A 26,530-nucleotide genomic window follows, 5' to 3' on the forward strand; every position below is an offset into this window, starting at 1 on the left:
CTCGGAACTGGATTCAGGCGACGCTCGCGGCGGCGGCGTGATCCTCACGCGGCAGCACCGGGAAGCGGCGGGTAATGACGATGTAGCCGAGCACCTCGATGGCAAACATGCCGAAGGTGACCAGCATTTCGGGGACGGACGGGAAGTAGGACCAGCCGTCGCCGGTCTGGTAGCCGACCAGATAGGAATTCACGCGCAGCAGGATGCCGGCGAGCATCAGCACCGCGCCGCCGACGAAGAGGTTCGCCGGGTTCGCGCGCTTGGCCGGGCTGCCGAGCAGCCAGAACGGCAACGCGAAGGCGATCGTCTCCAGCCAGAACATGAAGGCCTGGATCGTCGCTCCGAAGGCCGAGCCGAGCGCGCCGCGCAGGATCAGGTCGCCGAAACGCAGCGCCAGATACAGGCCCAGCATGCCCAGCATCACCCGCGCGAGCGGCGTCAGCAGATGCAGCTCGATCTCGCGGCGGTAGGCGGCGGAGGCGAGGCAGGATTCGAATAGCACCACCGCGTAGCCGATCGTGATCGCCGAGATCAGGTAGATCGCCGGCAACGCCATCGACTGCCACAGCGGATGCAGCTGCGTGCCGAACACGATCAGCATCGAGCCGAGCGAGCTCTGGTGCATCATCGGCAGCACGGTGCCGAGGCCGACGAGGAAGAACATCGCGCGACCGACCTTGCGCTGGGCGTTGGTCCAGCCGAACTTCTCGAAGAAGGTCGGCGAGAACTCGAGCCACATCACGAGGATGTACAGCGAGATGCACGCCGCGACCTCGAACATCACCGAGTTGGGCGACGCATAGCCCGGCCACAGGATGTGCCAGAAGTTCCAGTAGCGCCCGAGGTCGAAGATCACGCCCGCACCGGCCAGCGTATAGCCGAAGAGGCTCGCGAGCAGCGCCGGGCGCACCATCGGGTGGTACTCGCCGCGGTTGAAGATATAGACCAGCATCGCGACCGAGAAGCCGCCGCAGGCGAAGGCCGAACCGATCACCACGTCGGCGACGACCCAGATGCCCCAGGGATAGCCGTCATTGAGGTTCGTGACCGCCCCCAGACCGCCCCAGAAGCGCAGCGCGAGCACGGCGAACGCGGTCAGGATCAAGACGCCGCACGCGAAGGTCGCGGGATTCAGCAGACGGCCGCCGACGGGTGCCGGCGCGGCGTGAACATGGGAACTCATTTGCCGCCCTCCTGTTTGCCGTCATCGTGCGTTTGCTCGTGACCGGCCTCGCCGTCCTTCGGCATGTTGCGTTTGGCGAAGAAGGTCATCGCCCCCAGCGCCGCGATCGGCAGCGCGAACCCGCCGTAGAGCGTGTGTTGCAGCGTCTCGGACTTCGATGCGAAGGAGCGGTCCGGCAGCGGCTTGTGGCCGACCTTGTCGAAGGGCACCGCCGAGAGCTTCATCATCTGCGTGCCGCCGAGTTCCTTCTCGCCGAAGAGATGCGGCACATACTTCGCCGCCGCGCCTTCCCACGCGGGCTGGTCGCCGGTCGACAAGTTGCCGCGCGGAAATTGCGTCATCTCGCCGGGTTGCAGCGCGAGCCGGCGCTTCGCCTCGTCTTTCAGGTCAGAGACCTTGCCGAACAGCGTCGCCCCGGTCGGACACACTTCGGCACAGGCCGCATAGTGGCCGTCCTTCATGCGATGGCGGCACAGCTGGCACTTGCCGATCGCGCCGGTCGCCGACTGGTAGTCGAACTTCGGGATGCCGAAGGGGCAGGCCGCGACGCAGTAGCGGCAGCCGATGCAGGCATCCTTGTCGTAGCTCACGATGCCGGTCACCGGGTCCTTCGTCATCGCGGACACCGGACAGGCCGACACGCAGCTCGGATCGACGCAGTGCAGGCACGACGTCTTCATGAACGAATAGCCGTCCTGCTCGGCGTCCTTGATCGTCGCCGTACCGTTCTTGTAGACCTTGATGACGTTGTAGGTGCGCGCCGTCGTGTCGAGCGGCATGTCCCACACCGCGTCGGCGCTGGTGTTGTAGTCGATCGGCAGGTTGTTGGCCGTTTTGCACGCCGTGACGCAGGCCTTGCAGCCGATGCACAGCGTCGCGTCGTACAACAGGCCGACCGCGTCGGGCGAGATCTGCGCGTTGTCGCGCGCCTGCGCGCACGGGCTCGCGGCTGCACCGGCCGCTACCGCCCCACCCGCGAGCGCGCGCTTCAGAAAGTCGCGTCGGGTGCTCATGCTCATTCCCGCCCGGACTTCTGATCGTCGGCCTTGGCCTTGCCGGCCTCCTGCTGCTCTGCCGCGTGCGATTTGCCGAGATTCTGCGCGAGCTTCGCGCCGGCGCCGGCCGCAGCCCCTGCGACCGCCGCGAGCACTGCCGCGGAGCCCAGCGACATGCCCTGGCCCTGCGGCTCGGCGATCGACGGATAGGATGCCGGCGGCTCGACGTTCTTGACCTTCGCGAGCATATGGATCGGCTTCTGGAAGCCGACGCCCTTCTCGGTACAGCCGATGCACGGATGGCCGCAGCCCACCGGCCAGGTGCCGGCGCCCGCGTCACCGTACAGCACGGTCGGACAGTTCGCGTAGGTTTCCGGCCCCTTGCAGCCGAGCTTGTACAGGCAGTAGCCCTTGCGATGGCCTTCGTCGCCGAATTCCTGCGCGAAGCGACCGGCATCGAAGTGCGCGCGGCGCTCGCAGTTCTCATGCACGAGACGCGAGTAGGCGAACTTCGGACGGCCGAGTTGATCGACTTCCGGCAGCGAGCCGAAGGTCAGGAAATGCACGACCGTCGCGAGGAAGTTGTACGGATTGGGCGGACAGCCCGGGATCGTCACGACCGGCTTGCCGAGGACGTCCGCGACACCCGACGCGCCGGTCGGATTCGGCCCGGTCGAAGGCATGCCGCCCCAGCTCGCACAGGAGCCGATCGCGATCACGGCAGCGGCGTCGGCCGCGCATTCCTTCGTCAGCTCGATCGCAGTCTGGCCGCCGACCTTGCAGTAGATGCCGTCTTCCTTGGTCGGGATCGCGCCCTCGATCACGAGCAGGTACTTGCCCTTGTTGTCGGCCATCGCCTGCTTGCGCGCGGCTTCCACCTGGTGGCCGGCGGCGGCGAACAGCGTCTCATGGTAGTCGAGCGAGATGATGTCGAGGATCAGCTTCTCGATCGTCGGATGCTCCGCGCGGAGCATCGACTCCGTACAGCCCGTGCATTCCTGGAAGTGCAGCCAGATCACCGAGGGCCGGCGCTTCTGTTCCATCGCCTTCTGCACCGCGGCTTCGGCGCCGGTCGGCAGCCCCAAGGTCGCCGCGACCGTCGCGCAAAACTGCATGAATGCGCGCCGACTCATCCCCAGGCGCTCCTCGACCGGCCGCGCCTGCCAGGCTTCAGCCAGCTGTTTCAGTTCGTGGTGCATGCACTCCCCCTTTTCGATTCCTCATAACCCGTCGTCGGCACCTGACAGTGCTCATTCACGAGACGGGATTACAAGATCCGTGCCGGGTTCGAAAAGCGAGGCAGAACCTTTAATTTTCAGTTACTTATGGAAACAGACGAAGGCGCCGACGGCAAGCGCCGCGCCACGGGGGAACGCATAGCGGAAAGAAGCTTTCCACCTGCCGAATTGACCGAACGGGGAAAATCACCCAGAAAATCAGCCGTTTGCGATCGTCATGAAAGACGGGATCGCAAAACCGGCTCGATTAGCGGAAAGCCCGCGACCAGCGCCGCTCAACGCGATTCGAGCACCAGCCGCCCATTGGCGGGTTGGATGGGGCGGCCATTGCGCGGGTACAGGCGCATGAAGACCTGGAGCTGCTCGGCCGAAATGCGCTGCGGCTCCTTCATCACCGCCCACAGCACGCCTTCGGTGCAAGGCGGCGTCACGTCGGAGCCCATGAAGAGGTAATGCCCGCTGCTCGCCGGCAACAGACTTGCCACATCGATCGTTGCCCCCGGCGGCGCGTAGTCGCTGCGGCGTTCAAGCGGCATGTTGTTCCACAGCGTCTGGACCAGCGGATGCGCCGCGCCGCCCGCCTCCAGCAGCACGCCGACGATCGCCGTCTTGCCGTCGCTGGCGCGGTGATGCAGATGCACGACCATGTCGGAAGCCTGGCCGCCGACGCGCTCGGCCGACGGCCGGTAGAACTCGAAGAACTCCAGCTCGTAGCGTTCGCCACGCAGCTCGACGCTCATCCCCGGGCCGACATACACACGCAGCGTGCGGCCGGTGTCGGCGATGCGGAAACGCGTCTCGCGGTAGTCGAAGCGCGGCGGATCGAGATCGACCGCGACGCCGTTACGCAGGTCGATCGGCGACTGGCGCTTGCCTTCGGCGCACAACGCCCACTCCGGCCGCATGCGGCCCCAGCGGTCCGGGCCGGTTTCGCCTTCGTAACTCCAGTCCGGCCGCGAGAAATCCGCAAGGAGACGCGCCGCGAGCGCCGCGTCATGGGCGGAGATCGGCGACGGACGCGACGCCGTCGCGGGTGCGGCGGGTTTCTCGTGCTCGACCGGCATCTTCTCGCGTTCCACCGGCGCCTTCGCAAGGATCACAGGCTTTTCAACCGGTTTTTGCATGGGAGCCGGCGTCGCGACTGGAGCGGACGCCTTGCGCCCCTTGCCGTTCAGTTTGTGCGAGAGCCGGTCGCGCTCGCGATTGGGCGCATCGACCCCGGCCGCCGCCGAACGGGACAAGGGCACCATCGGAGTCGCCTTCGCATCCGCGTCCGCCGTCTTGGCGATCGCGGCGACTTCGGCTGCGACCTTCTTCAGTTCGCCGACCGACGGCGGCTTGCAGACTTCCTGCCACATGCGCTCGTCGACGCTATTGCGCGCCGCCAGCATTGGGGTCTCGTCGCCCCGCCCATCCTCGCGGATCACGACGTTGCGCTCGTCCATATAGACGCGCTTCACGGTGTAGAAGCTGCGGTTGTAACAGTCGTAGCGATTGAGCGCCTTGACCCAGGCATAACCTTCGACCGCCGCGCGCTCGGGCGTCAGTACGATGCGGCCCCACGCGACCTTGGTGCCCCCTTCGGACTGGATCACGCTCGAGCGGTCGATCTCGACCAGACGCTCGCGGTCGCGCACGACGGTCTCCCACGGCTGCTCGGCCCATCCGGCGACGGGCATCAGCAGGGCCAGCAGGAGCGCGCACGGGCGCAGGGTGAAGGACAGTTTCATGACGGGGAATCGGTCGGTTCGGGCGGAGCCCACAAGAGGGTCTTCGGCCGCGTTCGGCGAATCTTTAGGACTTTCCCGCAAGCATAGACAAACGGTACAATGCGCGCCGTCATCAGGGAGTAGCCGCCCCCGCGCAAGCCGGGGGGACCACGTCAACAGACTTGCCCGTCGCGGGCATGGCGTGTTCAGCCTTCGGGCCTGGCGAGACTTTTGGCTGCATGCCCTCCGATTGTTTCGGGCCGGGGAGGCGTGCGGTCATCTGTCGTCGACCGGCCCGGAGAACCCGATGAACTTCGCTTTCGAACCCCTCGCAGTCTCCACCGGCATCGTCGCGCTCGCCGAAATCGGCGACAAGACTCAGCTTCTCGCCTTCATGCTTGCGGCCCGCTTCCGCAAACCATGGCCTATCATCGCCGGCATTTTCATCGCCACCATTGCGAACCACGCCTGCGCGGGCGCCGTCGGCACCTGGATCACGACGCTGCTGGGTCCGGACGTCCTGCGCTGGGTACTCGGGCTGTCCTTCATCGCGATGGCGGTCTGGATGATGATCCCCGACAAACTCGACGAAGACGAGATCACGGCGCCCAAGCTCGGCGTGCTCGCGACGACGATCGTCGCCTTCTTCCTTGCCGAGATGGGCGACAAGACGCAGATTGCGACGGTCGCCCTGGCCGCGCAATACGACGCTTTCGTGTCGGTGGTCACTGGCACGACGCTGGGCATGATGATCGCGAACGTCCCGGCGGTCCTCGTCGGCGATCGCGTCGCGAACCGCATCCCGGTTCGCGTCGTGCATGGTGTGGCCGCGTCGATCTTCGCGCTGCTCGGCTCGGCCGCCCTCCTCGGCTTCGGCACGGCGTAACGAGGTGCAAAAATGGGCGGCAAATCACTTGCTTGCCCGCGCCTCGTCCGGTAAGGTTCATGAATTCGTTGGGGGTGCCCGCGGCAATGGTGCGCGCGGGCTGAGACAGTCCCTTTGAACCTGACCCGGGTCATGCCGGCGTAGGGAAACGCATTCATGAACATCCGTCCGTCCGTCTTTTCTTTCCCGTCTTCCCGCTGCAATCGCGTGGTGCCGCAATGAGCCGCGCGATTCCGAACGTCGTCTCCATCGCCGGCGTCGACCCCAGCGGTGGCGCGGGGCTGCTTGCCGACCTCAAGGCCTTCTCGGCACTGGGCGCCTACGGCTGCGGCGTCGTCGCGGCGCTGACCGCGCAAAACACCCAGGCCGTGACCGGCGTGCATGTGCCGCCGACCGACTTCCTGCGCCTGCAGATCGACACGCTGTTCGCCGACGTCAAGATCCATGCGGTGAAGCTCGGCATGCTCGGCAGCGCCGACATCGTCGCGACGGTCGCGGACCGCCTCGCACATTTCGATGCCCCGAATGTCGTGTGCGACCCGGTGATGGTCGCGAAGAGCGGCGATCACTTGCTCGCGCGCAACGCCGTCGCGATGCTGATCGAGGCGCTGCTGCCGCGCACCTTCCTGCTGACGCCGAACCTGCCCGAGGCCGGCGTGCTGCTCGAACAGCGCCCGCCCGAGACGGTGAAGGAGATGTACCGCGCCGCCGAGCGCCTGCGCGAGATGCTCCCGCTCTCGTCCGAACGCTGGGTGCTGCTGAAAGGCGGCCACCTGCCGGGCAGCGAAGTCGTCGATCTCCTCTTCGACGGCGACCGCATGATCGAACTACCCTCGCCGCGCATCGAAACGAAGAACACCCACGGCACAGGCTGCACGCTCGCCTCGGCGATCGCGGCGCTGCTGCCACAACGGGCCGGAGGCTTCCGTCCGGTCGAAGCCGCTGTGCGCGATGCGCGCGACTATCTGCTGCGTGCGATTGCAGCCTCGGGCGCACTATCCGTCGGCAGCGGCCACGGCCCCGTACATCACTTCCACGCGTTGTGGCGCGCCTGAAAGCAGCCCCGACGCAACCCTGAACCCGCCCCCCGCCGCCCCGTGCGGCCTCGTCATCCCCCGAACCCATAAGCCGTCAAGCGAATCCCCAGGAGACAGCACCATGAACGCCAACGAAAAATTCATCGCCGCGAAGGCGCACGTCGATGAAGCCGCCATCGCGCCGCTGCCGAACTCGCGCAAGATCTACGTCGAAGGCTCGCGCCCGGACGTCCGCGTGCCGATGCGCGAAATTTCGCAGGCCGATACCCCGACCGCCTTCGGCGGCGAGAAGAACCCGCCGATCTTCGTCTATGACACGTCCGGTCCCTACACCGACCCGACCGCGAAGATCGACATCCGCTCCGGCCTGCCCGCGCTGCGCCGGCGCTGGATCGAAGAGCGCGGCGACACCGAAGTCCTCGCCGACCTGTCGTCCGAATTCGGCCGCCAGCGCGCCGCCGACAAGTCGCTCGACGAACTGCGCTTCCCCGACCTGCACCGCCATCCGCGCCGCGCCAAGGCCGGCATGAATGTCAGCCAGATGCACTACGCGCGTCGCGGCATCATCACGCCCGAGATGGAATACGTCGCGATCCGCGAGAACATGAACCGCCGCGCCTACGTCGAGACGCTGCGCGGCACGGGCCCGACCGGCGAGAAGATGGCGAAGCTACTGACCCGCCAGCATCCGGGCCAGCACTTCGGCGCGTCGATCCCCGAGGAGATCACGCCGGAATTCGTGCGCAGCGAGGTCGCCCGCGGCCGCGCGATCATCCCGAACAACATCAACCACCCGGAAAGCGAGCCGATGATCATCGGCCGCAACTTCCTCGTGAAGATCAACGCCAACATCGGCAACTCGGCGCTCGGCTCGTCGATCTCCGAGGAAGTCGACAAGATGACCTGGTCGATCCGCTGGGGCGGCGACACGGTGATGGACCTCTCGACCGGCAAGAACATCCACGAGACGCGCGAGTGGATCATCCGCAACTCGCCGGTGCCGATCGGCACGGTGCCGATCTACCAGGCGCTCGAGAAGGTGAACGGCAAGGCCGAGGAGCTGACCTGGGAGATTTTCCGCGACACGCTGATCGAGCAGGCCGAACAAGGCGTCGACTACTTCACGATCCACGCGGGCGTGCTGCTGCGCTACGTGCCGATGACCGCGAACCGCATGACCGGCATCGTGTCGCGCGGCGGCTCGATCATGGCGAAGTGGTGTCTCGCGCATCACAAGGAAAGCTTCCTCTACACGCACTTCGAGGACATCTGCGAGATCATGAAGGCCTACGACGTGGCCTTCTCGCTCGGCGACGGCCTGCGTCCGGGCTCGATCTACGATGCCAACGACGACGCGCAGCTGGGTGAGCTGAAGACGCTCGGCGAACTCACCGACATCGCGTGGAAGCACGACGTCCAGACCATCATCGAAGGCCCGGGCCACGTGCCGATGCATCTCATCAAGGAGAACATGGATCTCCAGCTTGAGCACTGCAAGGAGGCGCCCTTCTACACGCTCGGACCGCTGACGACCGACATCGCCCCGGGCTACGACCACATCACCAGCGGTATCGGCGCGGCGCAGATCGGCTGGTACGGCACCGCGATGCTGTGCTACGTCACGCCGAAGGAGCACCTGGGCCTGCCGGACAAGAACGACGTCAAGGAAGGCATCATCACCTACAAACTCGCCGCGCACGCCGCCGACCTCGCGAAGGGCCACCCGGGCGCGCAGATCCGCGACAACGCACTGTCCAAGGCGCGCTTCGAGTTCCGCTGGGAAGACCAGTTCAACCTCGGCCTCGACCCGGACAAGGCGCGCGAATTCCACGACGAGACGCTGCCGAAGGAATCCGCCAAGGTCGCCCACTTCTGCTCGATGTGCGGCCCGCACTTCTGCTCGATGAAAATCACGCAGGACGTGCGCGACTACGCGGCGAAGGAAGGTCTGAAGGAAGAGGAAGCGCTCGCGAAGGGCATGGAAGTGAAGTCGGTCGAGTTCGTGAAGGCCGGCGCCGAGGTGTATAGCAAGATCTGACACGCTTCACTGGCGCTAAAGACGAGGACGGGCTGCCGAGACTGGCGGCCCGTTTTCTTTGGTGCGTCAGCGCGCCTTCGGAATGTCGAGTTCGACGAGGCGGGCCGACACTTCGCCGCCGGTGACGATCAGCTCGCCGATCGAAATCGGCAGCTTGAAGCGGCGCGGCCCTGCGCTGCCCGGATTCACGTAGAGCACGCCGTCGCGCTCCTGCACGAGCGGCTTGTGCGAGTGGCCGCAGACGACGATGCGGACGCCGGCCGCCGCGGGATAGATATCGAGTTCCGCGAGATCGTGAAGTACGTGAATCGCCACGTCCTCGACCCGCAGGGACGCGGACTCCGGCAGCACGTCGGCCCACGGGCCCTTGTCGTTGTTGCCGCGGACGACGGTGAGCAGCGCGAGCGGCCCGAGTTCGTCGAGGATGGCCTGGGTACCGATGTCGCCCGCGTGGACGATATGGTCGCAGCCCGCGAGGAAGGCGAGCGCTTCCGGCCGCAGCAGGCCGTGCGTATCGGAAATCAGGCCGATGCGGACCATATTCCGCTCCACGTCGCACCGCCGCGCACGCCGACCGCGCGCGAAAAGGGCTGGAAACAGGTATTGCAATCCACCGGACTTAATATTAGAGTTTTCTTAATCATAAAATTCTAATATTCACCCAGCGCGAGAGAGACCATGCAGTCTACCCCTTCCACCATCGGGCTGAGCCTGCTGCTCGCCACCTCACCCGTGCTCGCACAATCTGCGCCGCAGACCAGCCTGCTCGACCGTCCCGTTCCTTCGCTCGACGGGTTGCCGAACGACGCGTACGGCGAACTCGTCCGCTACGGACATGAGCTGACGACGCGCACCTTCGCCCACATCGGCCCCGAGGTGACGGACCGCAGGATGCGCTATGCGGGCAACAATCTGGCTTGCACGTCCTGCCACGAGAACGATGCGACGAAGCCGTACGCGATGCCCTGGGTCGGCGTCTCGGCGAGCTTCCCCCAATACCGCGCGCGCGAGGACGCGATCAGCTCGGTCGAGGAGCGCGTCAATGGCTGCATGGAACGGAGCATGAACGGGCGCCCGCTGCCGCTCGATTCGCGCGAAATGAAGGCCTTCGCCACCTATATCCACTACCTGTCACGCGGCATTCCGATCGGCGCCCAGCCCGAGGGCTCGGGCACGAAGGCGACCAAAGTACCGGACCGGCGCGCAGACCTCGCCGCGGGCGAGGCGGTCTACGCCAGGAACTGCGCCGCCTGCCACGGCGCGGACGGCCAGGGGCAGCGCCGTGGCAAGGGCGGCGACGCAGAGGGCTACACCTTCCCGCCCTTGTGGGGGAATGACAGCTTCAACAGCGGCGCCGGCATGAACCGCCTACTGACCGCGGCCCGCTTCATCAAGCACAACATGCCGCAGGGAACGACCTATCGCACGCCGACACTCAGCGACGATGAGTCGTACGACGTGGCCGCCTATGTTCTGTCCAAGCCGCGGCCCGTGAAGGCGGGGCTCGAAACCGACTTCCCCGCACGCTGGAACAAGCCCGTCGATGCGGCGTTTCCGCCATATATCGATGGCGCCCCCGCCGATCAGCATCGCTATGGGCCGTATCCCCCACTGATCGAGCAAGCCAGGCAGCGCGCCGAAGCCATGAAGGCGGCGCGCGAAGCGCGCCCTGTCTCACAAATCAAGTGAAGACTTCAGCGCGGCCAAGCAAGCCACGCCCACACCTCGAATCCCTCGATTCGGCGCACCTGCCGCCTGGAAGGGAAATCGGAAATGTAACGTTGATTCGGTCATCCCAAAACTTGTGAACTTCATCTCCGACGGGCAATCGAAGGGGCATGTCCAGCAGGCGCTACCCCAACAGTTCAAACGCCTAAAGGACACGGGAGCGTCCGTCCGGGAGAACTTCCCGACGCCGGACGCGCCCGCCGCCTGACGTGGCGAGCGGGCTGTGCAAGAACCTGCAAGAAGGAAAAAATCATGCGCAGACTAGTCGTCGTAGTTCTGTCCGCACTGATGGCCGTGATGGCCGGGTGTGCGAGTTCGGGCAAGATGGGAGCAGCTCAGCCCATGGGGCAGTCCATGGGACAAACCCCCGGACAGTATCCCAACAGTGGCGATTACGCACCCTGAGTAGCGTTGAACATCGCCATAATGACTCTCGGGCCGCGCAAGCGGCCCGTGTCGTTTCAGCGGCCATCGTCATCGGTCCTGCACGGCCTTATCCACTGATCAGCCCTGTCGTCGGCGAACTCGGCGACGCGCCGTAGAACTTGCGCGGCATGCGCCCGGCGAGGAAGGCCTCGCGTCCGGCGATGACCGCCCTGCCCATCGCGTCGGCCATCCTGACCGGATCGCCGGCGGCCGCGATCGCGGTGTTCATCAGTACGCCGTCGCAGCCCAGCTCCATCGCGATGGCCGCGTCCGAAGCAGTGCCGACCCCGGCATCGACGATCACCGGCACTTTCGCGCGGTCGATGATGAGGCCGAGGTTCCACGGATTGAGGATGCCCATGCCGGAGCCGATCAGCGAGGCGAGCGGCATGATCGCGACGCAGCCGAGGTCTTCGAGGATGCGCGCCTGCACCGGATCGTCGGCGCAATACACCATCACGCGGAAGCCGTCCTTCACGAGACGCTCGGCGGCGCGCAGCGTCTCGGGCATGTTCGGATAGAGCGTGTCGCGATCGCCAAGCACTTCGAGCTTCACGAGGTCGTGCCCGTCGAGGAGTTCGCGCGCGAGACGCAGCGTGCGGACGGCGTCCTCGGCGGTGTAGCAGCCGGCGGTGTTGGGCAGGATCGTGAAGCGCGTCGGCGGCAGCACGTCGAGCAGGTTGGGCTCGCCCGGACGCTGGCCGAGGTTGGTGCGGCGGATCGCGACGGTGACGATCTCGGCGCCGCTCGCGTCGAGCGCCGCCCGCGTGTGCGCGAAGTCGCGGTACTTGCCGGTGCCGACCAGCAGGCGCGAGCGGTAGCTTTGGCCTCCGATCACGAGCGGGTCGTCGCCCGCGGACTGCGAGTGCATTCCCCGTTTATCCATCCTGAGCTCCATGCTTCAGCCTCCCCCGACTGCGATGACGATTTCGATGTGGTCGCCGGCGTTCAGTGCGACGTCGCGGTAGCGCCCGCGCGGCACGATGTCGCCGTTGAGCTCGACGGCGATGCGCTTGCCCGTGTGGCCGAGTGCCTCGACGAGGTCGGCGACGCAGCCCCCGCCCGGGATCGGCATTGCGCGGCCATTGACGACGATGGCTCTCATGCCGCCGCTCCGATCGCACCACCGGTCGCAGTGCGTGCGACTTCGTCGGCGCGGTACGACGAACGCACCAGCGGCCCGGCCGCGACTTCGGCAAACCCCAGCGCAAGCGCCTCCTCGCGCAGCCATTCGAACTCCCCCGGCGAGACGTAGCGATCGACCGGCAGGTGCGCGTTCGACGGGCGCAGGTACTGACCCAGCGTGACGATGTCGCAACCATGCGCGCGCAGGTCGCGCAGCGTTGCGAGCACTTCGTCGTCGGTCTCGCCGAGGCCCAGCATCAGGCCGGACTTGGTCGGCACCTCTGGGAGGCAGCGCTTCACCGCTTCGATCAGCGCGAGCGAGCCGGCGTAGTCGCCGCCCGGGCGCGCAGCGCGGTAGAGGCGCGGCACGGTCTCGATGTTGTGGTTGAAGACGTCGGGCGGCGCGGCGGCGAGGAGATCGAGCGCCCTCGCCTCGCGCCCGCGGAAGTCCGGCGTCAGCACTTCGATGCGGATGCCGGGCACGACTTCGCGGGTCGCGCGGATGCAGTCGGCAAAATGGCCCGCGCCGCCGTCGCGGAGATCATCGCGGTCGACCGAGGTGATCACGACATAGCGCAGCCGCATCGCGGCGACCACCGCCGCGAGTTCGCGCGGCTCGTCCGGGTCGGGCGCGAGCGGGCGGCCGTGGGCGACGTCGCAATAGGGACAGCGGCGCGTGCAGATGCTGCCGAGGATCATGAAGGTGGCCGTGCCGTTGCCGAAGCATTCGCCGATGTTCGGGCAGGCCGCCTCTTCGCACACGGTGTGGAGTCTGTGCTCGCGCAGCACGGATTGGAGGCGCAGCACTTCGGGCGTGCCGGGGTCGCGCGCGCGCAGCCAGCCGGGGCGCGGCGCCGACGCGATCGTCGAATCGATCCGGACCGGGATGCGGGCGAGCTTGGCGGCGCCGCGCGCGCCCGCGCCGGGAAGCGTGGTTTGCATGAGGTTTTCCCCTGTGGAGGACCGGGCAGCGCGTTCCCCGCCCGGTCCGTGCGGGCTCAGCCCAGGAAGCGCGTGATGAGGCGATTGACCTCGTTCGCGGCTTCCATCTGGACCATGTGGCCCTGCCCTGCCAGCACTTCGACGAGCGCATCCTTGCCGGCGGCCTGTGCGTGACTCACCGGGATGATCTGGTCGGTCTCGCCCCAGATGACCAGCACCGGCTTGCCGAGCCCGGCCGCGACCGACGCGAGACGGGTCGCCTGGCGGCCGTGCTCGAAGAGCGTGCCGCTGATCGTGCGCAGCGCCGCATCGACGCCTTCGAGCCGCTTGTACTTCAGCATGTCGTCGATGAGCTGGCGCGTGACGAGACCGGCATCGGAGAAGAGCTGGCTCAGCACCGGTTTCAGGGCACGGCGATCGTTCGCGCCGACGAAGCCGTCGATGTAGGCGCCGTTGATCTCGTCGCCGAGCGCCGCGCTCGCGATCAGGGTCAGCGAGCGCACGCGCGCCGGGGCGGCCTGCGCGACCGCCATCGACACCGCGCCGCCCATCGAGTGGCCGACGAAATGCGCCGCCTCGAGACCGACCGCGTCCATGAAGCCGATCACCGCGCCGGCGAGCGTCGCGAGCGAGCCGTCGCCGACGTCCTTCGCCGATTCGCCGTGGCCCGGCAGGTCGAGCGCGTACACCGTGCGATCGGCCGCGAGCGCCTCGTGGTTGAAGAGCCAGTTGTTGAGGTCGCCGCCGAAGCCGTGGATCAGCACCATCGGCTCGCCGCCCTCCCCGCGCTCGAGGTAACGCAGCTTGCGGCCGCCGACCTCGATCTTCTCGGGCTTCGGTCCGGCGTCCTCGTCTTCACCCGTATCCGGCGTGAAGTTCGCAAGGAAGTCCGCGATTGCGGCGTCGATCTCCGCGTCCGGCACTTCGGCGTCGGCGACGATGCCCAAGAGCCCCCCGACCGGCAGCACATCCTCGGCAGACGCGAGCTGGCGACGCAGCACGCCGGCGACCGAGGCCTCGACCGCACCGGCGATCTTCTCGCTCTCGACCTCGACGATCTCGTCGCCGACCGCAATGGTGTCGCCCACCTCCTTCAACCAGCCATTCACCTTCCCCTCCTGCATCGAGAGGCCCCACTTGGGCATGGTGAGCTTATGAATCGCAGACATCAGCGGTACTCCTTGACTCGGGTAACGGCCGCTTCGATGCGGGCCGGACTCGGAACGTAAAGATCTTCCAGCGCATCGCTGAAGGGCACGGGCACGTGCGGCGCGGTGACCTGCTCGATCGGGGCCTTCAGTGCGCCGAAGGCCTTCTGCGCGACGATGCCGGCGATGTCGGAGGCCATGCTGCAGCGGGGCGTCGATTCGTCGACGATCACGAGCCGCCCGGTCTTTTCGACGCTCTCGAGGATCGTGTCCTCGTCGAGCGGCGAGGTCGTGCGCGGATCGATCACCTCGCAGTGGATGCCCTGCTTCTGCAGCGCCGCGGCGGCGGTCAGCGCCTGGTTCACCATGCGGCCGAAAGCGACGATCGTCACGTCGTCACCTTCGCGGGCGACGTTGGCCTCGCCGAAGGGGATCGCGTAGCTCTCCTCGGGCACCTCGCCTTCCATCGTGTACAGCACCTTGTGCTCGAGGAAGATCACCGGGTCGTTGTCGCGGATAGCCTGGATCAGCAGGCCCTTCGCGTCATACGGGTTCGACGGCACGACGACCTTGAGCCCCGGGATGTGCGTGAACATGTTGTACAGGCACTGCGAGTGCTGGGCCGCCGCGCGGAAGCCCGCGCCGTACATCGCGCGGATCACGACCGGCGTCTCGGCCTTGCCGCCGAACATGTAGCGGAATTTCGCCGCCTGGTTGTAGATCTGGTCGAAGCACACGCCGATGAAGTCGACGAACATCAGCTCCGCGACCGGGCGCAGGCCGTTGCAGGCCGCACCGACCGCCGCGCCGACATAGCCGGATTCCGAGATCGGCGTGTCGAGCACGCGCCCCGGGTACTTGTGGAAGAGGCCTTTGGTGACGCCGAGCACGCCGCCCCATGCGTCCTCCTCTCCGGGCGCCCCGGCACCACCGGCGTTGTCCTCGCCCATGATGATGACTCGCGGGTCGCGCCCCATTTCCTGGTCCAGCGCCTCGTTGATGGCCTGCTGGTAGGTGATCTTTCTTGCCATTTGATGTCTCCTTCGATTTCTTCGGACTGGCTCAGTAGGACACGTAGACGTCGGTCAGCAGCTCGGCCGCGGCGGGCTTTGGATCGGCCTTGGCGCGCACCACCGAGTCGTCGATCAGCGCCTTCACCTCGCGGTCGATCGCATCGAGCTGATCAGCGGTGATCTCGCCGTCGGCGGTCACGCGGCGGCGGAACTGCATCAGGCAGTCCTTGGTTTCGCGCAGCGTCTGCACTTCGCCGGGCGCGCGGTAGGTCTGCTGGTCGCCCTCGAAGTGGCCGTAGTAGCGCGACAGCTTCACCTCGATCAGCGTCGGCCCGCCGCCTTCACGGGCGCGCTTGATCGCTTCGCCCGCCGCCTGATGCACGGCGAAGAAGTCGAAGCCATCGACGATCACGCCGGGCATGCCGAAAGCCGGCGCGCGGTCGGCGATGTTTTCGCAGGCGACCGAGTACGACGAAGACGTCGCCTCGGCGTAGCCGTTGTTTTCGGCGACGAAGATCGCCGGCAGATTCCACACGGTGGCGAGGTTCATCGCCTCGAAGATCGTGCCCTGGTTCGACGCGCCGTCGCCGAAGAAGCACACGCCCACGTCCTTGGTGCCGCGGATCTTCGCGGCCAACGCCGTGCCGCAAATCAGCGGACCGCCGCCGCCGACGATGCCGTTCGCGCCGAGCATGCCGACCGACAGGTCGGCGATGTGCATCGAGCCGCCCTTGCCCTTGCAGGTGCCGGTCGCCTTGCCCCAGATCTCGGCCATCATCCCGACCGGATCCACGCCCTTCGCGATGCAGTGGCCGTGGCCGCGGTGGGTGCTGGCGATGTAGTCGGCGCCGGTCAGATGCATGCACACGCCGGTCGCGGAGGCTTCCTCGCCGGCGTACAGATGCACGAAGCCCGGAATCTCGCCGGTCGCAAAGTCGGTATGCACGCGCTCCTCGAACTCGCGGATCGTGCGCATGATCCGGTAAGCCTTGAGCAGGCTCTCGCGGTTCAGTGTCTCGCTCATCATTGCTCCTCACTATGGTTGAAAGGTTTCGAGTCCCGCGGCACCTGCGCCGCCCGCCGACCGCCCCCGGAGGCGGACGCCGCATGCCGCGGACCTGGGCTTCCTTCCGCACGGCGCGTGCCAGCGGCGAGCCGACACGCCTCGTCGCCCGCTCGACAACCTGCACAAGCAACTGAAAAGATTGAAAAAAAAATGACGCCAGACGGCGTCGATTCCGCGCAAATGCCCCCGAACTGGCCGATTTAGACGTGCCCGCTGAGACACCCGGCCCGCGAATCCCGCGACAGCCGTCTCAGCCGAGTGAGACACCTGTCCGCATTGATTTCCCCACTGGCCGGGAATACGCTGAAAGCACAGGAAAAAGCACTTCTATCCAATACATCCGGCGCGGGACGCCGGAGACGAGAGGAAGGCAATGAGGAGACCTCAGGAGATCGTCCAGCACGTCGGACGCGTGATCGACGTCGTCGAACGCGGCCTGCCGCTCGGACGCGACAGTACTTTCGAGCGCCTCGCGCGCTCATGGCGGCGATCGCTCAGCACCCATCAGATCGATCCGGCGCTTGCGACCACGCCGCGCGTCGTCACTGCGCAGGAGCTGCGCGAACACCGCGACCGCATCGACGCCTTCATGCGCATCGCCCGCGAGGGCATGGACCGCCTGCACGCGCAGCTGCGGCCCGTGAACTACTGCGTGCTGCTGACCGACGCCGATGGCGTGACGGTGGACTTCCGCACCGTCCCGGAACTCGACCGCGAGTTCAAGGCGGAAGGCTTTCGCGTCGGCACCTGCTGGTCCGAAGCGCTCGAAGGCACTTGCGGCGTCGGCACGGCGCTGATCGATGGCCAGCCGATGCTCGTCCATCGCGACGAGCATTTCCGCTCGCACAACATCGCCTTCAGCTGCAGCTCGGTACCGATCTTCGGCTCCGACGACCATCCGATCGCGGTACTCGACGCGACGGCACTCCATGCACCCGCGCAGCGCGAAAGCCAGCAACTCGTCTATCGCCTCGTGCTCGACCGCGCGCAGCAGATCGAGAACGCCTTCGCGTGGTACAACCTGCGCCCCTACTGGGTGCTGCAGCTCGGGCGGCTCGCGGAATACCTCAGCGTGCAGACCGACTACCTCGTCGCCTTCGACGACAGCGGCCGCATCGTCGGCGGCAACCGCCGCGCGCGGCTCGAACTGCTCGACGGCGACGGCGCCGCGCCGCCGGCCTTCATTCACGACCTCTTCGACTGCAGCACCAACGAGATCCTCGCCGCCGCGCACGCCCAGCCCGGCCAGGCCTTCCCGCTGCGCCTCACGGCAAACGGCGAACGCCTCTTCGCAATCCTGCGCGCTCCGGCGCCGCGCTCGCGCAGCGGGCTCGCGCTGCCGCAAGCCGCGTGTGAATCGGCCGAAGACAGCGCCTGCATCAACATCCCCGGCTTCTCGCACCTCGCCCTCGACGACGCGCGCCTGCGCGGCAACGTCGAACGCGCGCTGAAGGTCGCCAACCGCGACATCCCGGTGATGCTGCTCGGCGAGACCGGCACCGGCAAGGAAGCTTTTGCGCGCGCGATCCACGACTACAGCGAGCGCCGCAACAAGCCTTTCGTCGCGCTCAACTGCGCGGCGATCCCCGAGACGCTGATCGAGAGCGAGCTCTTTGGCTACCGCGACGGCGCCTTCACCGGCGCGCGCAGCAAGGGCGTGCGCGGCAAGATCCTCCAGTCGGACGGCGGCACGCTCTTCCTCGACGAGATCGGCGATATGCCGCTGCAACTGCAAAGTCGCCTTCTGCGTGTACTCGCCGAAGGCGAGGTTCTGCCGCTCGGCGCCGAGTCCCCGATCCCGGTGCGCCTGCACGTCGTCTGCGCGACCCACCAGGACCTGCCCGATCTCGTGCAGCAGGGCCGCTTCCGCGAAGACCTCTATTACCGTCTCAACGGCGCGGTCTTCCTGCTGCCGCCGCTGCGCGAACGCGAGGACATCCGCAGCGTGATCGACAAGGTGCTGCGCGAGGAAGCCGCCGCGATGGACCGGCCGACGCTACGCCTCGCCCCCGCGACGCTCGACGCGCTGGCCCGCCACGACTGGCCCGGCAACATCCGCCAGCTCCGCCACGCGATGCGTTACGCCTGCGCCATCGCCGACGGCGACGCGGTCGAACTCGAACACCTACCGCCCGACCTCTTCCGCGCACGGATCGCTCACGCAGCAGCACCGCGCAGCGATGCCTTCGACGACGCCCCGCCGCCGCGCCTTCCCTCGCCCGCCGACGCCCCCCGCCGCCCGCTATCGAACGCGGACGCCGAACTGCGCGCCCAGATGCTCGCCGCCCTGCGCCGGCACCACTGGCAGGTCACGGTCACCGCGCGCGAACTGGGCATGTCGCGCGCCACCTTCTATCGCAAGATGGCGCGGCTGCAGATCATCAGCCCGAACCGGAGGGAGTTCGATGCGTGAAGGCGCTTGCCGCTTTCCATAAGATCGCGGTCTGCGCCCTATTTGACGGCGGATGGCACGCCCCGTCCTTGATGGGCCTATATTCGGATGCTACTGCGTCCCCAGATACTGCAAGTACGCCACCAACTCCCAAATCTGCTCCGCACTGAACGCTGCCCCCCACGGCGGCATCACGTCCGCGCCTACGCGGCCCTTCGTGATCGTCTCGAACATCACCTGTATCGGCAGATCCTTGCGCCCCTTGAAGTCCGGCGCCCGTCCTCCGACCCCCTCGAAGCCATGGCAGTAGCCCGCGCAAGTCTTGTTGAAGCGCTTGCGCCCCGCCTCGATGCGCGCCGGATCGGCGAGATCGAAGGGCGCGGCAACCTGCCCACCCGGCGCCTCGACATCGCGCGCCGCATCGGGCGCCGGCGGTCCGACCGCGGCGCAGTTGAAGGACAGCCCTACGAGGAGGCTCAGTAAAAGGGAACGCGCAGACATGATCGATTCATCCATGGCAAAGCGAAGGCAGAAAAAACGGGGCGGCGATGCATTGCCGCCCCGCGAACGAGAGCGGGAGCCAAGACCCGCCCAAGGAGGAAGAAGGAAAGATGAAAGGGGACGCGCTCAATCCACCGTGAAGGCGATCAGCGCAGCGCCGCCCGGCAGATCCTTGATCCGCGGGTAGGCCCCGGCGAGGAAGCCCGGCGCGTGCGAACCGAGGCCCGTCGGCACGACGATGTACTGGCGCCCCCCCGCGGCGTAGCTCACCGGCCCGCCGCGCAGCCCGGAACCGGCGCTGAAGCGCCACAGCTCCTTGCCGTTGTCGGCGTCATAGGCGTAGATGCGGCCTTCCATGTCGCCGGTGAACACCAGCCCGCCGGCCGTCGTCAACACACTCGAGAGCGGCGGCATGTCGTAGCGGATGCTCCATTTGACCTTGCCGGTCAGCGGATCGCGCGCATCGAGCCGGCCATGCGGCTTGTCGGCGGGCGGCGGCACGAGCTTGATCTCGTCGATGCCGAGCGACAGCGACGAAATCGCCGTCAGGTTCGACGGGTCGTCCCGCCCCGCGACCACCTCGTTGCACACCTCCATCGCATGCGAGTACCACAGACCGGTCTGCGGGTTGTAGGCGCCGTGGTTCCAGCTGCGCGCGCCGAGAAGATTCGGACAGAAGAGCTTCTTCTTGCCTTCTTCCGGATACACCGGCTCGATCAGCCGCCCGGTCTTCGGATCGATGCCCTTCACCCAATTCACGTTCTGCGCGAACTGCCACACGTTCTCGAGCTTGCCGTCGTCCTTGTCCATCACGAACACGAAGCCGCTCTTGTTCAGATGCACGATCACGTCCTTGCCATCCGCGCCCTTCACCATCAGCGCCTCGTAGGCCGAGTCGAAGTCCCACGAGTCGTGTGGGATCTCCTGCCGCGCCCATTTCAGCTTGCCGGTCCTCGGGTCGAGCGCGAGCAGGCTCGCCGTGTACTTGTTGTCGCCCTTGCGGTCGGCGTTGAAGTAGTCGGGCGCCGCGTTCGAGGTGCCGATGTAGATCGTGTCGGTACGCGGGTCAAAGGTGCCCGGCATCCACGCGCTGCCGCCGCCGCGCTTGCGGCTGTCGCCCGGCCAGCTCTCGGGATCGTCGCGCAGGATGTCGAAGGTCCACGCCGGCTTGCCGGTGTCGGCATTGACCGCGTAGATCTTGCCGCTGATCGGCTGGTCGCCTCCCGTCGTGCCACCGAACAGCACATCGCCCGCGAGCTGCGGCGGGGCCGAGAAGAGCGCGCCGTACTGCGATTTCTGGTCCGTGAGCTGCGTCGCCCACAGCTCCTTGCCGGTCTTCTGGTCGAGCGCGACGAAGCGCCCGTCGAGCGTCCCGAGGAAGACCTTGCCGCGCCCGACCGTCACGCCGCGGCTCGCCGAGGCGTAGAAGGCCTGCTTCGAAAGCGGATCGAGCTTCGGCTCGTAGTGCCACAGCGTCCGCCCCGTCGCCGCATCGACCGCCCACACGTTGTTGTTCGCGGAGACGTAGTACAGGACGCCGTCAATCACGATCGGCGTCGCCTGGATGCCATGCGTGATGTTGCCAGGCTGGTGGATCCACGCGACCTTGAGCCGCCCGACGTTGTCGCGATTGATCGCAGTGAGCGGGCTGAAGCGCCACGCGTTGAAGCTGCGGTGGTACTGCGGCCAGTTGTCCGGATCGTCGAAACCGGGACCGCCCGCGCCCCATGCACTCCCCGACAGCGCCCCTGCACAGGCAAGCGCGACGATCATCTTCTTTGTGTTCATGCTGTTCTCCTCCGGAATCCGGATGCGCGCTTACCAGACGTAGGCGTATTTGAGGTTGAGGCTGTCGGTCGCACCATGGCTTTCGCCGTCGATGCCGCGCGAATAGCGCACGGTCAGCGACTGGTTGCCGTAGTACTTGAACATCACGCCGATACCGGCGGTCGTCTCGTGCCCCTCGGCTACCTTCGCGCCGGTCGCGCGGTTCTTCCAGCCCTCCTGCCGCTCGTAATCGAGCGCAATGAACGGCTCCACCACATCGTTCAACTGGTAGCCGACGCGGTGATTGGTGTGGAAGAGCGTCCCCGGCGTCGCGTCGGCCGCCGTCGATTCGCCGAAAAACACGAAGCCCGCGTCCGCCGTGTAGGTGAGCTTGCCGAGCTGCACGTCCCAGAACAGGCTCGACAGGTTCTTCCACACGTCGCCGCCGCCGATGTCCTTGTCGCCGACCGGCAGCTGCATGAAGGACTGGAAGCCCAAGGTCGAGTTGGGGGTCGGCTTGTACCACAGCGCGAGCCCCGTGATCGGATCGCCGATCCCGCTCGCCGAAGTCCGCGTATCCGAATTCCGCACGCCGACCTCGGGCACGATGACCTCGTAGGCGAGGCCCATCTTCGGGTTCGATTCCGGCGTCCAGAAATGCACGTACTTCGACAGGCCGACGATTGTGCGCGTCGCCGACGTGCGCCGCCGGTCGCCATCGGCGTCCCACAGGCGATTGCCGTCCTGGAAGGTCGCGTACTGCACGAACACGTTGAAGGGCTTGAAATCGACCGGCAGGTCGTACTCGTGCGGACCGATCACGTCCAGCGTGACCTGGGCCCGGGCCGATGTCGCGGCCCCAAGACCGCCGGCCAGTGCCGCAATCGCCAGCAAAGTGCCGACGCGGCAGGGCTTCTCCTCTTGCATGAATGTCTCCTTTGGTTTTTTGGCGTGGTATCGCGAGGCGGTCGGGCTATTCTCGCGAGCGCTCCGCCGCCTCATCCCCGGATTCGCGAAACCCGTGCCAGGAGACTGTTTTATTTCAAATCAACCACTTAAAGAATCGAGCAACCATGAGACGCGAGACAGGCGTCTCCCCCGCACTGAGACGGCCGCGACACCTGTCTCAGCAGCGCGCGGACAGTCGCGACAATTCGGCCCGCCCCGCTTCGCGCCGACGGCGCGCGGTGCGACAATCGCCGGATTGCCCGCAACCGCCACCGCCATGACTACCGAACCGCGCCTGCCGATCGCCGCCATCGTCTATCGCCCCACCGACCACATCGAACCGGTGCTGGAGCAAGCCGCGCAACGGCTCGCCGAACGGGGCGTGCGCCTCGGCGGCATCCTGCAGCACGACCTGCCGACCTGCATCGAGGATCCTTGCGGCATGGAACTCGAGGATCTCGCGAGCGGCGAGCGCTTCGCGCTGTCGCAGGAGCTCGGCAGCGGCTCCGAAGCCTGCCGGCTCGACCCCAATGCGCTCGCGCACGCGGCCGTCGCGATACGGCGCGCGCTGGAAAGCGGCGTCGAGCTCGTCTTCGTGAACAAGTTCGGCGCGCAGGAAGCATCCGGCTCGGGCCTGCGCAGCGAAATGGCGATGGCGGTCAGCTCCGGCACCCCCGTGATCACCGCCGTCGGCGAACGCTTCCTCGACGCCTGGCGGGACTTCACCGGCGACGCCGGCACCTTGCTCGAAGCGCGCGCCGAAGACATCGTCGCGTGGTGGGACGCGCTTTCGCGATCCGCCTGACGATGGAGTGTCGTCCCGCCTGCGCCGCGTGCTGCATCGCACCGTCGATCTCCAGCCCGATTCCCGGCATGGAAGCCGGCAAGCCTGCCGGCGTGCGCTGCGTGCAGCTCGACGACGCCGACCGCTGCCGTCTCTTCGGCGACCCGCGCCGGCCTGCCGTCTGCGGCAGTCTCAGCCCCAGCCCGCAGATGTGCGGCGCTCACCGCGAGGCGGCGATCCTCTGGCTTGCGGAACTCGAAGTGATGACCGCGCCCGCCCCCATGCAGGTTTCAAAGCGCAACTGAATGCAATTTAATTTTCGGGCGGTGGTGCGCGCGTATCATGCCGGGTTTCGCCCGACTACCCACACTCCCGATCCATGGACCTTCCCCAATACCTCGTCGCGCTGATCCTCGGCATCATCGAAGGCCTCACCGAGTTCCTGCCGGTCTCATCGACCGGCCACCTGATCATCTTCGGCGACCTGCTCAACTTCAACGACGAAGTCGGCAAGGTGTTCGAGATCGTCATCCAGTTCGGCGCAATCCTCGCCGTGTGCTGGGACTACCGCCAGCGCCTCACTGACGTCGCCCTCGGCATCACACGCTACGCCAGCGCCCGCCGCTTCGTCACGCTGCTCTTCGTCGGCTTCCTTCCCGCGGCGGTGCTCGGCCTGCTCTTCCATTCGAAGATCAAGGCCCTGCTCTTCAACCCGCTGACCGTCGCGACCGCCCTCATTGTCGGCGGCCTCGTGATCCTCTACCTCGAAAAGCGCAACCATCGTCCGCGCATCCACGCCATCGACGACATGCGCTGGACCGACGCCCTCAAAGTCGGCTTCGCCCAGGCGCTGGCGATGATCCCCGGCACCTCGCGCTCGGGCGCGACGATCATGGGCGGCCTGATCTTCGGCCTGTCGCGCAAGACCGCCGCCGAATTCTCGTTCTTCCTCGCGATCCCGACGATGTTCGCGGCGACGGTCCTCGACCTCTACAAGAACCGCGCGCTCCTTCACTTGCACGATTTCCCGATGTTCGCGATCGGCTTCGTCGCCGCCTTCCTCTCGGCGATGTGGGCGGTGCGCGGCTTCATCCGCTTCGTGTCGAACCACACCTTCATCGCCTTCGCGTGGTACCGCATCGCGTTCGGCCTCTTCGTGCTCGCGACCTGGTACTTCGGCTGGGTGCAGTGGACCGCAGCCTGATGATCGAGGACGAAGCCGCGGTTACACTCATGGCTTCGTCCCGACTTTCCGTTTGATGCGATGATCATCTATCTGCACGGATTCCGTTCTGCGCCGGCCTCGATCAAGGCGCAGGCGATGCTTCGCCACATGACCGAGCGCGGGCTCGCGCACGAATTCTGGTGCGAACAACTCCCGGTCGGCCCGAAAGACGCGATCGCGCTGATCGAAGCCCAGATCGCCCGCTGTCGCGCCACGCGTCCCGAACTGGCCCCGACCCTCGTCGGCAGCTCGCTCGGCGGCTACTACGCGACCCACCTCGCCGAAAAGCACGACCTCAAGGCCGTGCTCGTGAACCCCGCGGTCGTCGCCCCGCTGTCGCTCGAAGCCTACGTCGGCGAGCAGACCAACCTCTACACCGGCGAGACCTTCCAGTTCACGCACGACTACATCGTAGAGCTGCGCGCGATGGACGTCGCGACGATCACGCGCCCCGAAAAGTACTGGTTGCTCGTCGAGACCGGCGACGAAGTGCTCGACTACCGCGACGCGGTGACGAAGTACGCCGGCGCCCGCCAGACCGTCCTGGAAGGCGGCGACCACGGCTTCTCGCGCTGGACCGACTACCTCGACGAGATCCTCGCCTTCGCCGGGATCGCCGCCCGATGAGCGCCCCCGCCGGCTTCGACGCACAGCGCTTCAAGGCGCAGGAACGGGCAGGCTTCAACCGCATCGCCGCGCGCTACGCCGAAGGCGCCCACCTGCGCGCCGACCTCGCCGTCGCACTCATCGAAGCGGCCGAGCTCGCCCCCGGCCAGCACGTGCTGGACCTCGCGAGCGGCCCGGGCCTCCTCGCCCGCGAGGCCGCTGCACGCGTCGTCCCCAACGGCTGGGTGCTCGCGAGCGACATTGCCGAAGGCATGCTCGCCGAAGGCGCACGGCGTGCCGCAACCGAAGGCCGCACGTCGCTCACCTTCGCCGCCGCCGACGCCGAACACCTGTGCCTACCCGACGCCAGCATCGACCGCGTGCTCGCCGGGCTCGCGCTCTTCATGTTCCCGCAGCCCGAGCGGGCGCTCGCCGAGATGCACCGCGTGCTGCGCCCCGGCGGCCGCGTCGCGCTCTCCGTATGGGGCCCGCGCGAGGCGGTCCCGCTGATCTCGCGCGCCCAGGACTGCATCGCCCGCCTGCTTCCGCCGCCGAAAGTCGCGCGCCCGTCGGTATTCCGCTTCGGCGACGCCACGACGCTCACCGCGGCGCTGACCGCCGCCGGTTTCTCCGGCGTCCGCATCGCCCCCTGCTCCTTCGCCTGCCACTTCGCGACGGCCGACGCCTACTGGCAAGCCTTCCTCGACCTCGCCGGCGGCGCGGCCGAAGCACTCTCGCGTCTTCCCGAAGACACCCAGCGCACCCTGCGCGCAGCGGTCGCAGCCGATCTCGAAGCCCACCGCAGCCCCGACGGCAGCGGCTACACCGTCGACGCCCTCGCCCTGGTCGCCAGCGCCACCGCATGACTGCTGCTGCAATCGACGTGCACGCCCGCCGCCAGGGCGTCATCGCCACCCTCATCGCCTTCACCACCTGGGGCCTCGCGCCGATCTACTTCAAGGCCGTCGGCAGCGTGCCGCCGACCGAGATCGTCGCGCACCGCGTGCTGTGGTCGGTCGTCTTCCTGTTTGCGCTGCTCGCCTTCTGGCGTGGCTTCGACGGCCTGCGACGCCTCCTCGCGCAGCCGCGGCTCGTCGGCCTGCTCGCCGTCGCATCGACGCTCACCGGCAGCAACTGGCTCGTCTTCGTGTGGGCGATCTCGGCGAACCGCTTGGTCGAAGCGAGCCTCGGCTACTTCATCAACCCGCTCGTCAGCATCCTGCTCGGACGCTTCTTCCTCGGCGAACGCCTGCGCCCGTTGCAACGCGTCGCCGTCGCGATCGCATTTGCCGGCGTCGCCTGGCGCGTGTGGCAGGTCGGCACGCTGCCGTGGATCGCACTCTTCCTCGCGCTGACTTTCGGCTTCTACGGCCTGCTGCGCAAACGCGCGCCGATCGACGCGATCAATGGCCTCTTCGTCGAAACCCTCGTCACCGCGCCGATCGCGATCGGCTGGCTCGGATGGCTCGCAATGCAGGGCGATCTGCACTTCGGCCAAGGCACGCTCACCGACGCACTGCTCCCGCTCGCCGGCGTGCTGACCGCAGTGCCGCTGATGCTCTTCGCCGTCGGCGCCAAGCGCCTGCCGCTATCGACGGTCGGCTTCCTGCAATATCTCGCGCCCAGCCTCAATTTCCTGCTCGCGGTCTTCGTCTTCCGCGAACCCTTCGACGCCGGCCAACTCGTCGGCTTCGCATTGATCTGGACGGCCCTCGCGGTCTATTCGGTCGACATGTTGCGCACGACCCGCAGCACTGCCTAACTTGCGCCCCC

At 67.0% G+C, this 26,530-nt stretch carries 25 protein-coding genes and 2 riboswitches; of the genes, 11 read left to right on the plus strand and 14 right to left on the minus strand.

Translation table 11 applies throughout. The features are described from left to right. Window positions 1-13: 13 nt before the first annotated feature. The 4 genes from hybB to AZKH_RS18855 form a co-directional block, all read right to left on the minus strand. A complete protein-coding gene (hybB, locus tag AZKH_RS18840) occupies window positions 14-1,183 on the minus strand; it encodes a Ni/Fe-hydrogenase cytochrome b subunit (RefSeq protein WP_015437387.1) in 1,170 nt (389 codons plus the stop codon). After that, window positions 1,180-2,196, minus strand: coding sequence for a hydrogenase 2 operon protein HybA (gene hybA, locus AZKH_RS18845; RefSeq protein WP_041656381.1), 1,017 nt, complete (start codon window positions 2,194-2,196; stop codon window positions 1,180-1,182). Before hybA ends, hybB begins: the two co-directional genes overlap by 4 nt. 2 nt (window positions 2,197-2,198) lie before the next feature. Continuing rightward, on the minus strand, window positions 2,199-3,377 hold the full coding sequence (locus tag AZKH_RS18850; protein ID WP_015437389.1) for a hydrogenase small subunit: 1,179 nt from the start codon (window positions 3,375-3,377) through the stop codon (window positions 2,199-2,201). A 314-nt stretch (window positions 3,378-3,691) separates the two neighbouring features. Further along, on the minus strand, window positions 3,692-5,146 hold the full coding sequence (locus AZKH_RS18855) for a carbonic anhydrase (RefSeq protein WP_015437390.1): 1,455 nt from the start codon (window positions 5,144-5,146) through the stop codon (window positions 3,692-3,694). An 87-nt stretch (window positions 5,147-5,233) separates the two neighbouring features. Then, a riboswitch (yybP-ykoY riboswitch) is annotated at window positions 5,234-5,426 on the plus strand. Window positions 5,427-5,432: 6 nt separating this feature from the next. Between AZKH_RS18855 and AZKH_RS18860 the strand changes: the two genes are divergently transcribed. The 3 genes from AZKH_RS18860 (at window position 5,433) to thiC (ending at window position 9,086) form a co-directional block, all read left to right on the plus strand. Continuing rightward, window positions 5,433-6,011, plus strand: coding sequence for a TMEM165/GDT1 family protein (locus tag AZKH_RS18860; protein ID WP_041656383.1), 579 nt, complete (start codon window positions 5,433-5,435; stop codon window positions 6,009-6,011). Between the two features lie 60 nt (window positions 6,012-6,071). Further along, window positions 6,072-6,175, plus strand: a riboswitch (TPP riboswitch). Between the two features lie 54 nt (window positions 6,176-6,229). After that, the gene (gene thiD / locus AZKH_RS18865) at window positions 6,230-7,066 is read left to right on the plus strand and encodes a bifunctional hydroxymethylpyrimidine kinase/phosphomethylpyrimidine kinase (RefSeq protein ID WP_015437392.1); all 837 of its coding nucleotides are present in this window, start codon (window positions 6,230-6,232) and stop codon (window positions 7,064-7,066) included. A gap of 223 nt (window positions 7,067-7,289) precedes the next feature. After that, on the plus strand, window positions 7,290-9,086 hold the full coding sequence (thiC, locus tag AZKH_RS18870; RefSeq protein WP_369795118.1) for a phosphomethylpyrimidine synthase ThiC: 1,797 nt from the start codon (window positions 7,290-7,292) through the stop codon (window positions 9,084-9,086). Between the two features lie 66 nt (window positions 9,087-9,152). Here thiC and AZKH_RS18875 read toward each other — a convergent pair whose 3' ends face one another. Continuing rightward, complete coding sequence (locus AZKH_RS18875; protein WP_015437394.1) at window positions 9,153-9,626, minus strand: metallophosphoesterase family protein; 474 nt, start codon at window positions 9,624-9,626, stop codon at window positions 9,153-9,155. A gap of 138 nt (window positions 9,627-9,764) precedes the next feature. Between AZKH_RS18875 and AZKH_RS18880 the strand changes: the two genes are divergently transcribed. Then, the gene (locus AZKH_RS18880) at window positions 9,765-10,775 is read left to right on the plus strand and encodes a c-type cytochrome (protein ID WP_015437395.1); all 1,011 of its coding nucleotides are present in this window, start codon (window positions 9,765-9,767) and stop codon (window positions 10,773-10,775) included. A gap of 532 nt (window positions 10,776-11,307) precedes the next feature. Here the strand turns inward: AZKH_RS18880 and AZKH_RS18885 are convergent. Genes AZKH_RS18885 through AZKH_RS18910 form a run of 6 tightly spaced genes read right to left on the minus strand, consistent with a single transcriptional unit; the run spans window position 11,308 to window position 16,492 of the window. Further along, the gene (locus AZKH_RS18885) at window positions 11,308-12,111 is read right to left on the minus strand and encodes a thiazole synthase (RefSeq protein WP_041656388.1); all 804 of its coding nucleotides are present in this window, start codon (window positions 12,109-12,111) and stop codon (window positions 11,308-11,310) included. A 30-nt stretch (window positions 12,112-12,141) separates the two neighbouring features. After that, complete coding sequence (thiS, locus tag AZKH_RS18890; protein WP_015437397.1) at window positions 12,142-12,345, minus strand: sulfur carrier protein ThiS; 204 nt, start codon at window positions 12,343-12,345, stop codon at window positions 12,142-12,144. After that, window positions 12,342-13,307, minus strand: a complete 966-nt coding sequence (gene lipA / locus AZKH_RS18895) for a lipoyl synthase (RefSeq protein ID WP_015437398.1) — start codon at window positions 13,305-13,307, stop codon at window positions 12,342-12,344. The genes thiS and lipA overlap by 4 nt, the downstream gene beginning before the upstream one ends. 56 nt (window positions 13,308-13,363) lie before the next feature. Next, window positions 13,364-14,476: an acetoin dehydrogenase dihydrolipoyllysine-residue acetyltransferase subunit gene (locus AZKH_RS18900; RefSeq protein ID WP_015437399.1), complete on the minus strand. Its 1,113-nt coding sequence runs from the start codon at window positions 14,474-14,476 to the stop codon at window positions 13,364-13,366. Further along, on the minus strand, window positions 14,476-15,486 hold the full coding sequence (locus AZKH_RS18905) for an alpha-ketoacid dehydrogenase subunit beta (protein ID WP_015437400.1): 1,011 nt from the start codon (window positions 15,484-15,486) through the stop codon (window positions 14,476-14,478). The genes AZKH_RS18900 and AZKH_RS18905 overlap by 1 nt, the downstream gene beginning before the upstream one ends. A 31-nt stretch (window positions 15,487-15,517) precedes the next feature. Beyond that, on the minus strand, window positions 15,518-16,492 hold the full coding sequence (locus AZKH_RS18910; protein ID WP_041656392.1) for a thiamine pyrophosphate-dependent dehydrogenase E1 component subunit alpha: 975 nt from the start codon (window positions 16,490-16,492) through the stop codon (window positions 15,518-15,520). A 415-nt stretch (window positions 16,493-16,907) separates the two neighbouring features. On the opposite strand from AZKH_RS18910, the gene AZKH_RS18915 reads away from it, so the two are divergent. Further along, window positions 16,908-18,947: a sigma-54-dependent Fis family transcriptional regulator gene (locus AZKH_RS18915; RefSeq protein ID WP_015437402.1), complete on the plus strand. Its 2,040-nt coding sequence runs from the start codon at window positions 16,908-16,910 to the stop codon at window positions 18,945-18,947. Window positions 18,948-19,037: 90 nt separating this feature from the next. Here the strand turns inward: AZKH_RS18915 and AZKH_RS18920 are convergent, their stop codons facing one another. The 3 genes from AZKH_RS18920 to AZKH_RS18930 all read right to left on the minus strand — a co-directional run bounded on the left by AZKH_RS18920 (window position 19,038) and on the right by AZKH_RS18930 (window position 22,121). Next, window positions 19,038-19,427, minus strand: coding sequence for a cytochrome c (locus AZKH_RS18920; RefSeq protein WP_015437403.1), 390 nt, complete (start codon window positions 19,425-19,427; stop codon window positions 19,038-19,040). Window positions 19,428-19,553: 126 nt separating this feature from the next. After that, the gene (locus tag AZKH_RS18925) at window positions 19,554-21,215 is read right to left on the minus strand and encodes a PQQ-binding-like beta-propeller repeat protein (protein WP_015437404.1); all 1,662 of its coding nucleotides are present in this window, start codon (window positions 21,213-21,215) and stop codon (window positions 19,554-19,556) included. 30 nt (window positions 21,216-21,245) lie between these two features. Beyond that, the gene (locus AZKH_RS18930) at window positions 21,246-22,121 is read right to left on the minus strand and encodes a transporter (protein ID WP_015437405.1); all 876 of its coding nucleotides are present in this window, start codon (window positions 22,119-22,121) and stop codon (window positions 21,246-21,248) included. Window positions 22,122-22,419: 298 nt separating this feature from the next. Between AZKH_RS18930 and AZKH_RS18935 the strand changes: the two genes are divergently transcribed. From AZKH_RS18935 to rarD, 6 genes are all read left to right on the plus strand, one after another. Next, window positions 22,420-22,947: a DUF2478 domain-containing protein gene (locus AZKH_RS18935; protein WP_015437406.1), complete on the plus strand. Its 528-nt coding sequence runs from the start codon at window positions 22,420-22,422 to the stop codon at window positions 22,945-22,947. 2 nt (window positions 22,948-22,949) lie between these two features. Further along, window positions 22,950-23,231 (plus strand): YkgJ family cysteine cluster protein, encoded by a 282-nt coding sequence (locus tag AZKH_RS18940; protein WP_015437407.1) that lies wholly within the window; start codon window positions 22,950-22,952, stop codon window positions 23,229-23,231. Window positions 23,232-23,305: 74 nt separating this feature from the next. Beyond that, window positions 23,306-24,130, plus strand: a complete 825-nt coding sequence (locus AZKH_RS18945) for an undecaprenyl-diphosphate phosphatase (RefSeq protein ID WP_015437408.1) — start codon at window positions 23,306-23,308, stop codon at window positions 24,128-24,130. A gap of 60 nt (window positions 24,131-24,190) precedes the next feature. Next, a complete protein-coding gene (locus tag AZKH_RS18950; protein ID WP_015437409.1) occupies window positions 24,191-24,778 on the plus strand; it encodes a YqiA/YcfP family alpha/beta fold hydrolase in 588 nt (195 codons plus the stop codon). Further along, window positions 24,775-25,623, plus strand: coding sequence for a class I SAM-dependent methyltransferase (locus AZKH_RS18955; protein WP_015437410.1), 849 nt, complete (start codon window positions 24,775-24,777; stop codon window positions 25,621-25,623). Before AZKH_RS18950 ends, AZKH_RS18955 begins: the two co-directional genes overlap by 4 nt. Beyond that, complete coding sequence (gene rarD, locus AZKH_RS18960) at window positions 25,620-26,519, plus strand: EamA family transporter RarD (RefSeq protein ID WP_015437411.1); 900 nt, start codon at window positions 25,620-25,622, stop codon at window positions 26,517-26,519. Before AZKH_RS18955 ends, rarD begins: the two co-directional genes overlap by 4 nt. Window positions 26,520-26,530 lie beyond the last annotated feature (11 nt).

It is taken from the genome of Azoarcus sp. KH32C (assembly GCF_000349945.1).
In the GTDB taxonomy this organism is placed as follows: domain Bacteria; phylum Pseudomonadota; class Gammaproteobacteria; order Burkholderiales; family Rhodocyclaceae; genus Aromatoleum.

Coding starts and splice junctions, on each gene's coding strand:
- AZKH_RS18900 (WP_015437399.1), bottom strand. CDS start 14,476: ATGTCTGCGATTCATAAGCTCACCATGCCCAAGTGGGGCCTCTCGATG.
- AZKH_RS18885 (WP_041656388.1), bottom strand. CDS start 12,111: ATGCACTCGCAGTCCGCGGGCGACGACCCGCTCGTGATCGGAGGCCAA.
- AZKH_RS18910 (WP_041656392.1), bottom strand. CDS start 16,492: ATGAGCGAGACACTGAACCGCGAGAGCCTGCTCAAGGCTTACCGGATC.
- AZKH_RS18945 (WP_015437408.1), top strand. CDS start 23,306: ATGGACCTTCCCCAATACCTCGTCGCGCTGATCCTCGGCATCATCGAA.
- AZKH_RS18915 (WP_015437402.1), top strand. CDS start 16,908: ATGAGGAGACCTCAGGAGATCGTCCAGCACGTCGGACGCGTGATCGAC.
- AZKH_RS18950 (WP_015437409.1), top strand. CDS start 24,191: ATGATCATCTATCTGCACGGATTCCGTTCTGCGCCGGCCTCGATCAAG.
- AZKH_RS18920 (WP_015437403.1), bottom strand. CDS start 19,427: ATGTCTGCGCGTTCCCTTTTACTGAGCCTCCTCGTAGGGCTGTCCTTC.
- AZKH_RS18905 (WP_015437400.1), bottom strand. CDS start 15,486: ATGGCAAGAAAGATCACCTACCAGCAGGCCATCAACGAGGCGCTGGAC.
- rarD (WP_015437411.1), top strand. CDS start 25,620: ATGACTGCTGCTGCAATCGACGTGCACGCCCGCCGCCAGGGCGTCATC.
- AZKH_RS18925 (WP_015437404.1), bottom strand. CDS start 21,215: ATGAACACAAAGAAGATGATCGTCGCGCTTGCCTGTGCAGGGGCGCTG.
- AZKH_RS18880 (WP_015437395.1), top strand. CDS start 9,765: ATGCAGTCTACCCCTTCCACCATCGGGCTGAGCCTGCTGCTCGCCACC.
- lipA (WP_015437398.1), bottom strand. CDS start 13,307: ATGCAAACCACGCTTCCCGGCGCGGGCGCGCGCGGCGCCGCCAAGCTC.
- AZKH_RS18955 (WP_015437410.1), top strand. CDS start 24,775: ATGAGCGCCCCCGCCGGCTTCGACGCACAGCGCTTCAAGGCGCAGGAA.
- AZKH_RS18875 (WP_015437394.1), bottom strand. CDS start 9,626: ATGGTCCGCATCGGCCTGATTTCCGATACGCACGGCCTGCTGCGGCCG.
- hybA (WP_041656381.1), bottom strand. CDS start 2,196: ATGAGCACCCGACGCGACTTTCTGAAGCGCGCGCTCGCGGGTGGGGCG.
- thiS (WP_015437397.1), bottom strand. CDS start 12,345: ATGAGAGCCATCGTCGTCAATGGCCGCGCAATGCCGATCCCGGGCGGG.
- thiD (WP_015437392.1), top strand. CDS start 6,230: ATGAGCCGCGCGATTCCGAACGTCGTCTCCATCGCCGGCGTCGACCCC.
- thiC (WP_369795118.1), top strand. CDS start 7,290: ATGCGCGAAATTTCGCAGGCCGATACCCCGACCGCCTTCGGCGGCGAG.
- AZKH_RS18930 (WP_015437405.1), bottom strand. CDS start 22,121: ATGCAAGAGGAGAAGCCCTGCCGCGTCGGCACTTTGCTGGCGATTGCG.
- AZKH_RS18855 (WP_015437390.1), bottom strand. CDS start 5,146: ATGAAACTGTCCTTCACCCTGCGCCCGTGCGCGCTCCTGCTGGCCCTG.
- AZKH_RS18850 (WP_015437389.1), bottom strand. CDS start 3,377: ATGCACCACGAACTGAAACAGCTGGCTGAAGCCTGGCAGGCGCGGCCG.
- AZKH_RS18940 (WP_015437407.1), top strand. CDS start 22,950: ATGGAGTGTCGTCCCGCCTGCGCCGCGTGCTGCATCGCACCGTCGATC.
- AZKH_RS18860 (WP_041656383.1), top strand. CDS start 5,433: ATGAACTTCGCTTTCGAACCCCTCGCAGTCTCCACCGGCATCGTCGCG.
- AZKH_RS18935 (WP_015437406.1), top strand. CDS start 22,420: ATGACTACCGAACCGCGCCTGCCGATCGCCGCCATCGTCTATCGCCCC.
- hybB (WP_015437387.1), bottom strand. CDS start 1,183: ATGAGTTCCCATGTTCACGCCGCGCCGGCACCCGTCGGCGGCCGTCTG.